Raw genomic sequence first — 15,778 nt, 5'->3', positions numbered from 1 at the left:
TGATTATCCGATTTTTTGCAGACCGAGAACTGCATCATGGTTAATCAATATTTGCCCATACTCTTGCAAGACTGAACGACTGATGTCACTGTCGTCTGCAAACTCACGCATACGAGCCAAGAGCCAGGCTGGATATGGACTAGGATGATTTTCCACATCAACTAAGATTGTCAAATAATAGTGTCCATTCATCTTATAGAGTTCAGAGGTTTCCATCTGGTAGTTAACCGTCTTTGCAAAAGCAACTAAGTCAGCAAGGCTTGCAAAGCGCAGGATATAGTAGATGTAGGGCTCTTTCTTGCCTTCAACTTCTTGTTCAGCTTGCTCCTGCTCTTCTTCCTTTGCTTCGACCTCCTCTAGAGATTGGATGGCCTCAATATCGTCCTTGGTCTTATCTGCAATGCTCTTTTCTAAGGTTTTGAGAAATTCATCCGGCGACATTTGGGCTAATTCTTCCATATCTGGTAGATCCGTCAAATCTTCAAAATCCAGATTTTGGTCAATCTTAGACTTGGTCACAAAGACGTCCACCTTATCAGGTTTTGGCGTCACGCGGAAACTCAGCATGCCACTATCCAAGAAATTGTCTGGCATCTCTAACTCATCTAAAATAGCATAGAAAAACTCTTCGGTTTTTTCCTGAGGAACGAGAAAGTCTGCAATCTCCATTCCCCGATCCATCAAATCATCTAAAGTCATTGTGATTTTCAGTGTTGTATCACTGATTTGTTTCATCTTCATATCTAGTAACCTCATACTTTCAGTCTATCTATTATACTAGATTTTTACGATTTTATCAAAAGAATGAAGCGAGAATGTGATATAATACTATATATGATTTTAGATTTAAGAAAGAAAGTTCAATGAAAAATATAAAAGTAAATGCCTTGGCCAGCTTGCTGGTCAATATTCTCAATATCGTTTTTCCACTGATAACCAATCCTTATCTGACGCGGATTCTCAGCAAATCCAATTACGGTTATTTCAATACAGCCAATACCTGGGCAAGTTTCGTTATTCCACTAGCTGCCTTTGGAATATACAACTACGGGATTCGAGCTATTAGTAAGGTCAAGGATGACAAGAATAAAATCAACTACGTCTTTTCTAAGTTGTTTTATATCTCGGTTTTCACCTCTCTCCTGACGACAGGTATCTACTTCCTCATTATCTTCTTTGACACCAGCATTGAGAATCTGAAAGTCCTATACTACATCCTAGGGGCCCAAGCACTCTTCCAATTTCTCAATATCGAATGGATGAACGAGGCTTATGAAAACTATGCCTTCATCCTCTATAAAACATTAATTATTCGAATTACCATGCTGATCGCTATCTTCGCCTTTGTTAAAACGGCAGATGATATCGTTCCTTATGCTATCGTTATGACAGCGACCACTATCCTCAACTACCTGCTCAGTTTTCTTTGGATTAAGAGAGAAGTTTCTTTTGTTAAGATTGGTTTCGTCGAATTAGCTAAAGCTTCTAAACCACTCTTTACTATGCTTCTCCTAGCAAACGCTAATATGCTTTATACCTTGCTAGATAGAATGTTTATCACCAAGGGACCGGATGAGAACTATATTTCCTACTATACAATTGCCTATAGTATCGTCATGCTGATTGCCAGTGTCTTGAGTGGAGCTATCAACGTCAGTATTCCACGCCTCGGCTACTATCTCGGCAAAAAGGATTACAAGTCCTATAATTATCTCGTGAATCAAGCGGCATCCTTATTCTATTTCCTTATGGTTCCAACTAGTATCGGGATTATGATATTGGGACGGTACGCAACTGTTATTTATTCTTCTGAAAAATATCTTGAAGCGGGTATCGTAACTAGCGTCTTCGCTTTTCGTACCATCATTTGGGCTATTGAGTTGATTCTTGGTAAACAGATTATCTTTATCAACGACCATGAAAATCGCTTAACCGCCTTCTACTTCCTTGGTGGTGGGGCTAATATCCTATTAAATAGCATCTTGTATTTCAATAATATTTTTGCACCTGAGTATTACATCGCTACGACCATTATCGCAGAAACTATCGTTGTTTTACTTGAAATTCATTTTATCAAGAAACATCAACTGATTAGTTTAAAAGAAATTTTTATAACCTTAACACGTTATAGCATTATATCCCTTGGTTTTATCCCAATCTTCTATATTTTCAAAATGATTTTCCAAATCAATTCCTACACAGTAAACTTCAATATGATTCTCATGGTTCTTTCTACCGTAGCAACTTGTGGTATCTATTACCTCTTGACCCTCTTTATCACCAAAGACAAAACACTCCACTACGCACTGAACCTTGTACTTGCTAAATTAAAACGAAATTAAAAAATCCCCTACTGATAAATTAGTTGCCAGTAGGGGATTTCTTCTTTATTCTTTTTCTTTCTTTTCAGAAGCGTTGGCTTCTAGATTTGAATCTTGTTTAGGTTGTTCAACAATAGAGGAAATAGCTTCTTGTTTCTGTTCTGGCTTGACTGCATCGCTATTTACAGCAGCAACAGCCTGTTTCCAGATACCTTCTTCGTTTACTTTGTAACCATCAGGTGTTGTTGCGTTCTTCAACAAAGAACCATTAGCTTGGAAATAGTACCAATTACCATCAAGCTGTTTCCAACCTGTCTGCATAGCTCCTGATTCATCAAAGTAATAATGATCACCATTTACTTTATGAAGGCCAACCAACATGATGCCATCTTCAGGATTTAGATAATACCAGACACCTTTGTCTTTTATCCAACCAGTTTTCATGGCTCCATTTGATTCAAAGTAACGGTAATGATTATCAAACCATTTCCAGCCAGTTTGCATGGCTCCAGATTTGCTAAAGTAATATTGCTTACCATCTACTTGATGGAGGCCGACTAACATAACGCCTTCCTTACCTTCAAGATAATACCAGGCATCACCATCTTTCAACCAACCAGTTTGGAGTGCGCCTGACGTAGCGTAGTAATGCCAAGAATCATTTGACCACTGCCATCCAACTTGCATAGTACCTGCAGAGCTGAAGAAATAGTTCTTACCGTCAATCTCTTTAGATCCTACAGCCATGATACCTGTTTCAGGATCCAAATAATACCATGATTCTTTATCTTTCAACCAACCAGTTTTCATAGCACCTGAGTTCGTATAGAAGTACCAGCTATTGTCTTGCCACTTCCAGCCAGTCTGCATGGCACCACTAGCATTCAAATAGTAACGAACACCATTTATATCTTGTCTACCAGTTAACATGATGCCATCTTTATCCAGATAATACCATGTTTCCTGATCCTTGACCCAACCAGTTTTCATAGCTCCAGAACTTGCAAAATAGTTCCAGTGACCATCAACAAAGGCCCATCCAGTTTGCATGACACCTTCTTGATTAAAGTAGTATGTGCTTCCATTGATATTCTTTTTACCGATGGTCTTTAGCCCATCCTCATCATAGAAATACCAATTTGAATCAATCTTTTGCCATGTTGAAGGCTTACCTGCTGTTTGGAGTGCACCACTTTCGCTAAAGAACATCTTCTTGCCATTATAGACTTGGTGTCCTGTTAGCATCTTCCCATCCGCCGCAAAGAGATACTTTTTCCCTCCGATTTCAGAGAGCTCGCTAAATCGTCTAGCACCATTTGATTGGATATAATACCAAGAGTCATCTAGTTTGAACCAACCACCAGTTTGCATTTTACCATTTTGGTTCAGATAGTAATCATTCCCTTTGGCATTTTCTCCCCAGTCGTCGTTAAGGTGAAGCCAGCGACCTGCTTGCATTTGTCCTTTTCCATTAAAGAAGTAAGTGGCTCCGCCAATCTCTTTCCAGCCGATAGCCATTTCTCCGTCAGTCAAACGATATTTCCAATAACCATCTTCTTGATACCATTTTTCGTCAACTACAGGGATATCAGGGAAGGTATTTGAAACATTAGCAAATCCTTTATCGCTAATATCAAAAACGGTAGCGTCTTGAGTTTGGCTAGCGGCATGCAGAACCTGAATATTTTTCTTCTGAAGGTATTCTCTGGTTGAAGCAACATTAATATCTCCACCAGTTGTCTGAATAATCATTTTTGGTGATAAGTTTTCAAGGAAATTAATCGTATTTGAAATTGTCGCATCATAATGGTGGTTCCATTTCATCATATCAACCTTGCCGATAACTGGACCTAACTTATCTTCTGCTCCTTCGGCATTATCCAAATCTCCACCAAGATAGATTCTCTTTCCTGCCACAGTCACTACTGAAACAATGGAGTTGGAGTTATCATCTCGAACTTTTTTCAGATTCCCGTCAGCATCATATTCATTCTTATAGTTGTAGAGTTGAATATCCATATCACCTAATTTTAGGTGGCTATCCTCATCTGAAATATTCTGGATAAGAGTAACTCCTCGTTTTTGAGCTGCTCTCAAAGCATTATCATAATTGAAAAGATTATCCCATAGTCCCCAGTTTGCTGTGATCCGATCATCTGAATATTTTTTCAAATAAAACTTACCGACTTGATATCGATTGAGTATTTCGTCTGCTCCACCAATATGGTCACTATGAACATGAGTGCCTATAATAAAATCTAATTTTTTTACACCTATTTGATCCAAGTGGCGAATCAATCGATCCTCCAATACTTGATAATTTCTCATGGAAATTCCCCAGCGGCTTGGATAGCGTGGATCACTCCCATCAGGAAAATCATAGTCTTCTCCCATATCAATCAAAGCATAATGACCATTGCTTTCCAGAAGGATGGCATCACTCCCAGATTTTGCTTTTGTATTTATGAAATGGATACGATTGCCCGAACCTGCAGAGATGGTATCTGCATCTACTTCTTGCGATAACTGAATCAGTAATAGAAAGAATGCGAGAACACTATAGCTGACTGATTTTAATAACCATTTATTTTTCACCTTGAAAACTCCTTTATCTTAACAATAAGCAACTTTTACTAATCTAATCAATCCAGTAGTTTTTATCCCCTCCTGGGACTTGTTGCTCAATAGGCGGTGGAGTCATATAGTTTTCTCCAAATTCGTAGACAAGTATTTCATGGTATTTTCTCGGAACCTTGACCACAATGTTTTCATAAGGCATATCAATCAAATCATAGAGCCATTCTTTTTTTATACCATTTGGATAATAAGGGTCATAGATAGTACAAGTAAGATCTGTTGCTTGATCTACACTATACTTCAAAGCAAGACTCTCTAATTTTTGATTCCATAGCTGTGGGGAAGTTAAGCGGAAAATCGCTGATCCCATATAACGAGGGAGGTTCTTAAGTCCACCATTCTCAGACTTGATCCCTTTAAAATTCAATGAAGAAAGGCGAATGAAATATTTGTAGAGCTTCATTTTCTTACGGTCACTTTCCTCTGTGACGACACCATCATATGGAAAAATGTCAACACAAGTTCCCAATACAACCGTTGGGTCTACGAGGTTAGCATCTCGACGAGTCCTTACATCATAGACTCTCATATAACTGTATGGGTATCCCTTTGTTTCTCTGAATGAAATCAATTTGTAGTAGGGATGATTTTCATTTTGTAAAACCTTGTACAGTTTTTCAAATTCATCACGCGCTAAGGAAATATCTGTATCATCATCCCAAGGGATAAATCCTTTATGGCGTACAGCTCCTAGTAAGGTTCCAAAGTCAATAAAGTATTTGATTTGATGTTGTTCACAAAGATCATGTAGATACTTTAAAATATCCAATTCTACTTGCTTGATTTCTTCAAGAGTTAAAGTTCTTTCAGACATAGGTTCTATTCTCCTAAATTTGACTATATTTTTAAACGTTTCTTAATCCCAATCTCGTCATTTAGACCTTTTAACAATCTTCCATAATTTAAAATCATGATGAGATACTCTTTGTTCAACCGGTGGCAATTGCATATAGTCTCCGTAGTCTGAGGTCAAAATTTCATGATAGTTTTTCGGAATGGTAAATTCCTTACCTTCAAATGTTCCAGTAGTAACTTGTTCCAGCCATTCACGTCTCCACACTGGTTTGTTCATATCCTTGTAGATAAGATAATCCACCTGCTCATAATCTGAGACTTTACGGGATTTTGCAAGCTCTTCAATCTGGGCAACGTATTTGTTCGTATTGGTGAAATAGAAAATAATAACTGAAACATAACGTAGCAGTGAATTCAGTACACTTTTTGTATTGGTAATGCCTTTGAAGGTATAGCAACTCAATTGACGTTTCTTTATCAGTTTCGTCATCTTGTTTTTAAATTGTACGTCATCCTCGTAGCCATCTACAGGGAAAATATCTACATAGATTCCCATATTCGAATCGATGCGAACATCTTCTTCTAGCAAGTAAGTATGGTTATCCTGCACTTTCATGAAGGGATAGACATAGTTGAGATTATTTTTATAAGACATCACCTCGTAACGTTTATCAGGGTTAGCGATAAGGTAGTCTTGCAATTTTTCATAATCTTCTCGTAACATGCAGATATCCATGTCATCATCCCAAGGGATAAATCCTTGATGGCGAACAGCACCAATTAGACTTCCATATGCTAAGAAATACTTGACTCCAATTTTCTGACAAACTTCATGAATATACTCCATGATTCCAAGTTCCATCTGTTGAATTTCATTGATATCTGTTACTTCTTGGTACCGAACTCCTTCATCCCGTTTGCAGACTACGAGTCCATAGCCAATCGCTAGCCAGAAGATGATATTAATAAAGTTGGTTGAATACATAATCTGACTTTCAAATAATTGACCAAACAAGATACCAAAGAATAGGATCATGATCAATTTATCAGTATTTTTCTTGGAAACAATCAAATACGTTAAAAAGCGTTTGATGACATAAGCCAGTACAAAAAGGAAGGATACCAAACCTAGAACTCCCGAACTGACAAATATGGTCACAAAAATGTTATGGAAATTCCCACCAATAAGGGAGTTTTGAATCTCAAATTTACTGAAATATTCTGTGTAGTAATCTGGAACATTTCGTACACCATAACCAAAAATTGGTTTGGCACTTCCCATCTTGATGGCATTTTTCCAGATATAGGTTCTACCACTTGGTGTTGTTTCGATCAGATGGAGCTCACCGTTTTTCTTAGTAACAGATGAATCTGTCTCAGCATAGGATTGTCCATTGTTTAAATCTAAGACAGTCGCAGTTTCAGATGAGATATAGATTGAAGTTACATAGCTTAATCCAATATTAGTTGCAGCAATCAGCAAACCAGCAACTATAAAAGTGAGGAATCGTTTAACGATACTCCCTCTAGTAGCAAAGAAACTATAGAGTCCAATCATGAGAAGTAAAGAAAGTAAGGCTCCTCGACTTTGCATCGTAGCAAAGTAAACGAATTGAATCACATTATTCAGTTTAAGATAAACAGAATATTTACTTCCTTTATGGATCAAATACATAGCCAAAATAATGCTAATGTATGAAAATATCGCACTAGCATTTGGATTGACAATCCCCCACAGACGTCCATTCATGACACCATAGTAATAAGATTGTTCACCAATCTTAAATAGGATGAGGACTCTACTTATCAATAAACCAAACGCAAAAATTGCTGAAGAAAAAGATACAATTTGAACCGTATAGGCAATCCAGTCAAATAATTTTTTAAGTTGCCCTGATTGTAACATGGTAAATAATAAAACATAGGTTACCATGAAGAGGATTTCAATCACATTTCCAATCAGATGTCCAGAGCGATTGAAAATAGCTGATAGCAGATGACTTCCAGCTAAGAGTCCAAATAAGGATAGAAATTTGCGATCTGCTGTGATTTCTTTCCACTTAAACAATAAGGTATAGCAAATATAAAGCACTACAATCGCTGATAATCCCTTGTAGAGGGGATTTGCTATCTTATAAACCAGTGAACTCATACTTAAAATAGAAATGAAAACAAATAGATACGCAATCCATAGTTTTGATTTTTCAAAGTATTCATCCATTTTTGAAAAATTCATTTTCAACTCCTTCTCATGATATTAGTTTTTTAATCCAACAATTTTCTTATATAGCCATGGAGAAATGACAAGTGAAAGGATCGCTACCTTGCGAAAAGTGGTGAAATAAGCATCTTTCCATATTTCGCGTCGGTGCTGAACAATCCAATTCCTCAGCTCGGCTTTCTCCTTTTGATACTCTTCACGTGAAGTAAAGATAATTTTATCGTAAACTGTGATGTACGACCAACACTCTCTATTTATTAATTCGTATTTTAAATTAGGGAAGGCTTGTGAAACTTGAGCAATTATTTGCTGATAAACTTCTATTGTGTCAAATACATGTCGATTAACAGATGTCGTTGCACTTCCCTCACGATGATCATAATAATAAACAGGTTTGTCAATAAATACGCAACTGCATCTTGTCTTTAGTAGCAATTCAGTTAAAAATAGAGCATCTTCAGCTAGGTGATAGTTGGTATTAAACTTTTCATCCGCTAGCAGGTCTCTCTTAAACAGTTTTGCAACTGGAAAAAATGACGTTCTGGTAGTCATCAGTAGTTCCTTCATGGTTTCTTCTGTTGACCAGAGTTCTGTTTTTCCTGAATGTGAAGGTAGGTCTGTTACAATGCCGTTTTTGATATGGTGCAGAGGAGCAATTGCAAAGCCTACATTCACCCCTTCAACTGCACTTGCTAAAGTAGCTAGGTAATCCTGGGTAACGAAATCATCGCTATCAATAAAGGTAACCCAAGAACCCGTCCCTAGCTGAATTCCCATATTTCTAGCATTTGAAACACCAGCATTTTCGATATGATAAACCTTGATATTCTCATACTGAGATGCTAATTGATCACAGATCTGTCCACTGGAATCAGTAGAACCATCATTGATTAGGATTAACTCAAAATGGGCATAAGTCTGTTGAAGAATCGACTCCACACATCGCTCCAGATAGGCTTCTACATTGTAGACCGGAACGATAACGCTTATTTTTTCTCCCATCATGCTCCATATTCTCCCTTGTACTCTGTGTAGCTCTTGTCCATGTCTGCTATAATAGCATCATGATGCGGTACTTGCTTGTCTGCTGGTGGCGGTGTCATATAGTCCCCAAAAGCAGTGCTGAGATAGGCATCATAGCCGACTGGGATGGGCATCTCAGTTCCTTCAAATGGCAAGAAAAGATTGTCCTCAAAGGATGCGATTGGGTATTTGTTTCGCATGTAGCCGGGACCTGAGCATAATTCCGTAATTCCATCGCTCTCAGCCAGACCATACTTGGTCATTTCTTTTTCAGCTTTTTTCCAAATGCGATAACGTAGAGATTTTGGAGTCAGGCCGAGTAAGATGCGACTTCCCCATTTCATGACCGCACCATGCTTTTCTGGGATAGTTTGCGCACAAAAGAGTGAATAAATCAGGGCCCAACGAACCTGTTTCTTACGCTCAGCTGGATTTTTAGGATAATAATCCAATGGTAACACATCCAAGGCCAAACCGTGTGGTAAATCCAAATCCTTCTGATAAGGCTTGATACAAGTAGTTTCCTTATCACGAATGGTAATAAAAAGGTTACGGTCTACAAAATCTTTGTTACTCTTTGACAAGAAATAACGCTCATCTGCATAACGTGGCCACAGCTCTGCTAATTTTTCATAGTCCTTACGCGGCATGAAAAAGTCTAAATCATCATCCCAAGGAATGAAGCCATTGTTCCGAAGGGCACCAATAGCCCCTCCGCCACAGAGATAGCACAACAAATCATGTTCTTTACAAAATGCGACGAAATATTCAGCCATTTCCAGACTACGAGCCTGAATCGCTTTCAAATCACTCATGTCTCTCCTCTTCTGTACAATAACGAGTTATATCGTTTTATTATACCATAAAAAAGCCCTAAAAATCCATCAGATACTAAGAAAAATCAAAGCCTAAACCACTTTTTCACTGGTGATTCAAACTTTGATTTTTTTATAGTATTCTATTTTTTTGATTTTTGGATAGAAATAATGATCAAGATCATCTACGATTGTCGTACGAGATACTCCTCCATCAGAATAGGCTGTCGCCACCTCTGTAGGTGACAAAATAAAACCAAAAGGGACTTGATAGGTACTCGCTATTATTTTCTCTGCTTTTTGGTGAGCTTTACGAACTATGGAGCGAATCTCTTCCTGACCAGCATTTGCGACTTCATGCAATCCCGATGAAATCGTTAAGGCATGTTCGGAGTCTAAAAAGAGCTCCTCAACACTCGTATAACCACCTGAAGCCAATGCCTCTTTAGCCTTTGCATAGGAATACAAGCCACTGGAAACCTTATCCAAACCAGAAGAATAACGTTTTTCAAAAGATGAGGTATCTTTTTTGATTTTGAGGCTACCATCCTCATTAAAAACATAACCGCCCCACATGTGTTGAGAATAAATAAAATCTAACTGCTGTTCCGAGTCCACATGATACATGATACCTACTACACCGACACTATCCATTCTATTTTCAGGATAACCTAAAGGAACCATATCCTTATCATCAATGTAATTATGAATACGATACTTTATAGCATCCACACGTTGCCGTTGTTCTTTGGTCAAGACCGGATAGATATTCGGTCCCTGGTAGATATAAGCTCCTGAGATACGTGAAATGTCCCTAACATTAGCTAGGGCATATTGGGCATTCATAGAGCCAAGAGAGTGACCATAAACTGAGATTTTAGCATTTGGATAGGACATCATAATATCATCTAAGATAGAAGCAGCCGCCTTCAACTGAGAAGTCACTCCTTCTTCACTTTTCAAAATATTATGAGCCATGGGAAGGTCATTTTCAAGCCAATCCACTTCCCATCCTTCTTCAAATGGCGCTTTAGAACCTTCATAGAGAACAGACACTTCAGAATGGTCTGGACTCTCAACTACGTAAACCTTTATTCCTGTCTCGTTTTCGATTACCTGACGGACTGTACCGATGGAGCTTTTTCGAGTTTCTATATAAATATCATTGTCAACTTGTAATTTTTTATCGTATTCTTTTTCAGCGATTAACTTTCGTTCATAGTCGCTATACATAGAATTCATCAGTTTGAGTCTCCTTTTAATTTTTCCAGAGGCGGATTACTCCCACCGCCATTTCTTAATTTACCATCACTATCTTTATGTAAGAATACACTAACATTGTAACTTGAGGAATCATTTATATACAAATAAACAATTATTCCTCCCATTGGATTATGTTCAAAAGAATCAACTTTATATGATTTAATAATTCCTTTTTCTGTTAGAGCATTCGGATCTATTTGTTTTAAGCGCAATTTAAATATCTCTTTCGCTTCCTCACTCTCTACAATTCTCACCATCTCATCGTGTTTTACTTTTTTCATCACTTTATATCCCCCTACGCTTAATCCAACGATAACCAACAAACTAGCTAATGTGATTCCTATAATTTTTAATGACTTCATGGCATCTCCTTTATGGTATTTTACAAATATGTCATGTGCTGATTTACTTATAGTATACCACAAGCATTATATTATTACCCTTATAGTCAAATTGAAGATTCATCAGGTAGTTAAAAATCTAGTAGTACGCAAAAAATTCTTTTCATCAACTAAAAAACTGTTGATACAAATTTTTCATTTGGTCTCGATTCAAAAACCTTCACTTTGTCATGTTCTCTTAACAAATTTCTTAAAAGGATTTCAAGTTAGAATATAATGAATGTGGTTCTGGAAATCACTATATAACATAAAAAGAGCATTTCCATTTCAGAAATACTCTTTTTTTATATTTGGAATATAATTTTTACTAAGTTCTTTTGAGTTTTCTTAATAAAAGCATTCTATCTCATTCCCATTTGGGCGAGTTTGGTCTGATATTTATTTTGATCAACTAGAAGTCCTTGTCCACCATAGATATCATAAGCATCTACCCAGTCACCAAGTTCTGGGACGGTGAGTCTTTCAATGCCATTTTGAGCACCTTCTAGGACAGATAAGCCATTGGTCAACAAGAAGCTATATGGTAGATTTGTTGAGGTCATGCCAAAGACTTTTCCAAGTGCCTCTGATCCCGTAAAGAGCTTGGTTGGATCTTTGATTTGCTCAAGAACTGCTGACATGACTTGTTGCTGACGTTTGGTACGGCCGTAGTCTCCCTCGTCATCATCACGGAAGCGAGCATAGTTCAGCAAGGTGGATCCATTCATCTGCTGTTTTCCAACTTTGATGGTTTGGGTTGGGGACTCTGTCTCTGTTGCATGAAGGTCATCTCCAACTGTGGCTTCTGTTAAAGGTTGACCATTCAATGTTGAGAATTGGGCATCAATCGTTACTCCGTCAGGGAAGAGGGTATCAATAGTTGTTGCAAAGGCCTGGAAGTCAACTAGGGCATAGTACTTAATATCCAAATCAAAGTTGTCTTTTAGAACCTTGCGGACCATTTCAGCCCCTTTTTGCCCTTCTTGTTCCCCAAGTTCATAGGCAACATTTAATTTGTTATCCGTCTGTTTCTGGCCATTTACAATCTTACTGTACCCGTCGATATAAACTAAGTTGTCACGCATAAAGCTGACTAGTTTAATCTTCTTATCCGATCCACTGACATTCAGTACCATGATTGTGTCGGTACGGGTTTCTGCACTATTTTGACCGATACGGCCATCTGTCCCCATCACTAAAATATTCACACCATCTTTGGTATCCTGACCGTTAAAGACCTCTACTTGAGCTGCCTTGGCGTCAGCTGGCTTATTTGTTGGATTGGCTGCTGACTGGAAACCTCGAAGAAACATAAAAATCATCCCTGCAAGCACACAGGTAATCAACAGCAAGAGCCAAGTCAGTATTCGTTTGAAGCGAATTCTTCTCTTTTTCTTTTTGACTTTAGGTTGAGGAGCTACCTTTTCACGTTTCTTAGACCGGCTTCTACTGCCGTAGGTCGGAAGATCAATATCTCTACCCCAAGTTTCTTCTTTTTCTTCTTGGTAGGAAGGGTGAACTTCAGACTTGGGACCTGCCATTTTCTGTTGCAGATAATCAAATTCCCTCCGTTCACGGTCGTTGAGGTAATGGATATTTTTGAAGAGATAATCATAACGTAACTGCTCGTGATGACTTAAAGGATTTTCTTTGCTCATTGACTCTCCTTTTCTATATCAGTTATGGTAAAAATCGGGTAGGTTCCCAGTATCTTGTGCTGGATTCCAATGGCTTCTAGTTCTTGTCTGGCAAAATGAACCAGTTCTTTGTCACTATAGTCTACATCGATAATGAAAAAGTATTCTCCCAAGGCCGTTTTAAGGGGGCGACTTTCAATCTTTGTTAAGTCAATCCCTCTCCAAGCAAAGGTCGAAAGTGCCTTGTAAAGAGCACCAGGTAGGTTGTCTGGTAAGGTCAAGGCCAAACTCATTTTTTCAGCCTGTGAGTTCAAAGGAATCTTCGGTATGTCTGCCCCTAACACCCAAAAACGTGTGAAATTTGCTTCCATTTCCTGAATATCCTCTGCAATCAATTCCAAGCCATATTCTTCAGCTGAACTTTTAGGAGCAATAGCTGCATAAGGCTGATCTGGATGTTCCGAAATAAAGCGAGCTGCATAGGCTGTACTAGCTGTCACCTCGATTTGGGCCTCTGGATAGTGTTTGTCGATGAATTTCTTTCCTTGAGCCAGAGCCTGGGGATGAGAAAAAATTTTCTCAATTTTTGACTGACCTGGAACCACCATCAACTGCTGGTGAATGGGTTGAACAATTTCTGCAACTGCTTGGATGCGAGCCTGGTGAAAAAGGTAATCCAAACTTTCATGGACACTACCTTCAATGGAGTTTTCAACTGGCACCACAGAATAGTCCACCAAGCCCTGTTCATAGGCCTTGATGACATCTGTGATATTGGCAAAAGCCTGCAATTCCTCTTTGGGAAATGCTGTCTGCACAACATGATGCGAAAAAGATCCCTTGGGACCTAGATAGGCAATTTTCATCTCAGTTCCTCTATAATTTCCTCTGGGCTTAACTTGGTCACATCTAGAACCCGACTGGCTACTTCCTCATACCAAGCTTGTCTTTCATGGAAAATAGCTGCTAGTTCTTCCTTACTACTATTTAGAAACAGCGGGCGCTGATTGTCCTTATCAGCTGCGATACGTTGGTAGAGGGTTTCAAAATCTGCTTTTAGGTAGATGTTATCAGGATTGGTTTTGAGCAAGTCACGATTTCTCTGAGAAATGACAACCCCTCCGCCAGTTGACACAACGTGATCCGTTTTTAGTAAGTCAGCTAGGACTTCTGACTCTACTTGACGAAAGGCCTCTTCTCCCTTTTCAGCGAAAAAATCCGCAATAGACATGCCTAAATGTTCCTCGATTAAGGCATCCATATCGATGTAGTCTGCGTCCAATCCTCTAGCGATTGTCGACTTGCCTGCCCCCATAAATCCGAGTAATACCTTAGCCATGAATCAAGCTCTCCAAATCATCAAAGAAGCTAGGATAGCTGGTATTGATGGCTTCAGCACGATCAAGTTCCACTTCTCCATCCGCAACCAAGAGGGCTGCGATGGCTGTCATCATTCCGATTCGATGGTCACCAAACGTATTGACTCTAGCGCCATGAAGGATTGATTTCCCTTTGATAACCATTCCATCTGTAGTAGGTGTGATATCCGCCCCCATGCTATTTAAGGCATCTGCCACCACTTGAATGCGGTCGGTTTCCTTGACCTTGAGTTCCTCAGCATCCTTAATGACTGTTTCACCTTGCGCTTGGGTCGCTAGAAGGGCAATAATAGGCAATTCATCAATCAAGCGGGGAATCAAGGCTCCACCAATCTCTGTTCCTTTCAGGTCTGAAGACTCGACAGTCAGGGTTGCTGATTTAGCAACTGGGTCAATTTCAGTTATTTCCAATCTTCCTCCCATGGCACGAATGACATCAATAATACCAGTACGCGTTTCGTTGATGCCCACATTCTGCAGCACCACACGAGAGTTTGGAACAATCAAACCTGCGACCAACCAAAAGGCTGCACTGGAAATATCTCCTGGAACAACTACCTTTTGTCCGGTCAGTTTTTGTGGTCCTTGAACTATGATTTTCTTGCCATCCACACTTAAATGGCCACCAAATTGCTGTAGCATATCTTCGGTGTGGTTGCGAGTGCATTCTTTCTCGATAATAACGGACTCCCCCTGAGCCTGCAAGGCTGCAAATATCAAGGCAGACTTGACTTGAGCAGAGGCGATTGGCAACTCATAGTGAATCGGTTTTAAATTTTTCGTCCCTTTTAGGCGAAGAGGGGGCAGATCTCGCTCAGTTTGCCCTGAGATGCTAACGCCCATTTTTTTCAGTGGAATCGTCACGCGATCCATAGGACGTTTGGAAAGACTATCATCTCCGAACATTTCAACTTCAAAATCTGCACCAGCAAGGACACCTGAAATCAGGCGAATCGAGGTTCCAGAGTTCCCCATATCCAAGGCGTTTTGCGGCGCTTTTAAGCCATCCATGCCTACACCTTGAATCGTAATCACACCGTCTTTATCTTCTATCTCAACACCAAGGTCACGAAAGACCTGCATGGTTGAAAGCACATCCTCTCCACGCAGAATATCATAAACCTTAGTCTCGCCTTCAGCCAAACTTCCAAAAATAATCGAACGGTGGCTGATAGACTTGTCACCTGGAACCCGGATACTGCCATGTAAGTGGTGAATGTTTGTTTTTAGTTTCATAGTTGACCTCATACTTGCAATACTTTTTCTTATTTTATCACAAAAAAGCCAGAAATTCCTGAAATTTCTGG

The 15,778-nt window shown here is 39.1% G+C and carries 13 protein-coding genes; 1 reads left to right on the top strand and 12 read right to left on the bottom strand.

The window, feature by feature from the left end; all coding sequences use genetic code 11:
- Positions 1-3: 3 nt before the first annotated feature.
- Positions 4-741 (bottom strand): adaptor protein MecA, encoded by a 738-nt coding sequence (gene mecA, locus B7723_RS03915; protein WP_084849824.1) that lies wholly within the window; start codon positions 739-741, stop codon positions 4-6.
- Positions 742-863: 122 nt separating this feature from the next.
- Here mecA and B7723_RS03910 point away from each other — a divergent pair, with 122 nt between their 5' ends.
- Complete coding sequence (locus B7723_RS03910) at positions 864-2,342, top strand: oligosaccharide flippase family protein (RefSeq protein WP_084849825.1); 1,479 nt, start codon at positions 864-866, stop codon at positions 2,340-2,342.
- Between the two features lie 45 nt (positions 2,343-2,387).
- Here the strand turns inward: B7723_RS03910 and B7723_RS03905 are convergent, their stop codons facing one another.
- The 11 genes from B7723_RS03905 to aroA form a co-directional block, all read right to left on the bottom strand.
- A complete protein-coding gene (locus B7723_RS03905; protein ID WP_084849826.1) occupies positions 2,388-4,916 on the bottom strand; it encodes an MBL fold metallo-hydrolase in 2,529 nt (842 codons plus the stop codon).
- Between the two features lie 43 nt (positions 4,917-4,959).
- Positions 4,960-5,772: a LicD family protein gene (locus B7723_RS03900; protein WP_008292505.1), complete on the bottom strand. Its 813-nt coding sequence runs from the start codon at positions 5,770-5,772 to the stop codon at positions 4,960-4,962.
- A 57-nt stretch (positions 5,773-5,829) separates the two neighbouring features.
- Positions 5,830-7,989 (bottom strand): LicD family protein, encoded by a 2,160-nt coding sequence (locus B7723_RS03895; protein ID WP_084849827.1) that lies wholly within the window; start codon positions 7,987-7,989, stop codon positions 5,830-5,832.
- Between the two features lie 21 nt (positions 7,990-8,010).
- Positions 8,011-8,979 (bottom strand): glycosyltransferase family 2 protein, encoded by a 969-nt coding sequence (locus tag B7723_RS03890; RefSeq protein ID WP_084849828.1) that lies wholly within the window; start codon positions 8,977-8,979, stop codon positions 8,011-8,013.
- Positions 8,976-9,812, bottom strand: coding sequence for a LicD family protein (locus B7723_RS03885; protein WP_084849829.1), 837 nt, complete (start codon positions 9,810-9,812; stop codon positions 8,976-8,978). The genes B7723_RS03890 and B7723_RS03885 overlap by 4 nt, the downstream gene beginning before the upstream one ends.
- Positions 9,813-9,929: 117 nt before the next feature.
- Positions 9,930-11,054, bottom strand: a complete 1,125-nt coding sequence (locus B7723_RS03880) for an Mbeg1-like protein (protein WP_239827369.1) — start codon at positions 11,052-11,054, stop codon at positions 9,930-9,932.
- Positions 11,054-11,437 carry a DUF1310 family protein gene (locus tag B7723_RS03875; RefSeq protein ID WP_084849830.1) on the bottom strand — a complete coding sequence of 128 codons (384 nt, stop codon included), beginning with the start codon at positions 11,435-11,437 and terminating at the stop codon, positions 11,054-11,056. Before B7723_RS03875 ends, B7723_RS03880 begins: the two co-directional genes overlap by 1 nt.
- A 380-nt stretch (positions 11,438-11,817) precedes the next feature.
- Entirely contained in the window at positions 11,818-13,113 is a 1,296-nt protein-coding gene (locus tag B7723_RS03870) for an LCP family protein (protein WP_084849831.1), read from the bottom strand.
- Positions 13,110-13,958 (bottom strand): prephenate dehydratase, encoded by an 849-nt coding sequence (gene pheA, locus B7723_RS03865; RefSeq protein WP_042902128.1) that lies wholly within the window; start codon positions 13,956-13,958, stop codon positions 13,110-13,112. The genes B7723_RS03870 and pheA overlap by 4 nt, the downstream gene beginning before the upstream one ends.
- Positions 13,955-14,431: a shikimate kinase gene (locus B7723_RS03860; protein WP_042902127.1), complete on the bottom strand. Its 477-nt coding sequence runs from the start codon at positions 14,429-14,431 to the stop codon at positions 13,955-13,957. The genes pheA and B7723_RS03860 overlap by 4 nt, the downstream gene beginning before the upstream one ends.
- Positions 14,424-15,707 carry a 3-phosphoshikimate 1-carboxyvinyltransferase gene (gene aroA / locus B7723_RS03855; protein WP_070567641.1) on the bottom strand — a complete coding sequence of 428 codons (1,284 nt, stop codon included), beginning with the start codon at positions 15,705-15,707 and terminating at the stop codon, positions 14,424-14,426. Before aroA ends, B7723_RS03860 begins: the two co-directional genes overlap by 8 nt.
- Between the last annotated feature and the right edge of the window lie 71 nt (positions 15,708-15,778).

It is taken from the genome of Streptococcus oralis subsp. oralis, assembly GCF_002096435.1.
Taxonomy (GTDB): Bacteria; Bacillota; Bacilli; order Lactobacillales; family Streptococcaceae; genus Streptococcus; species Streptococcus oralis_AA.
The sequence above is the reverse complement of the archived record's forward strand: the minus strand, read 5'-3'. Positions and strand labels throughout refer to the sequence as shown.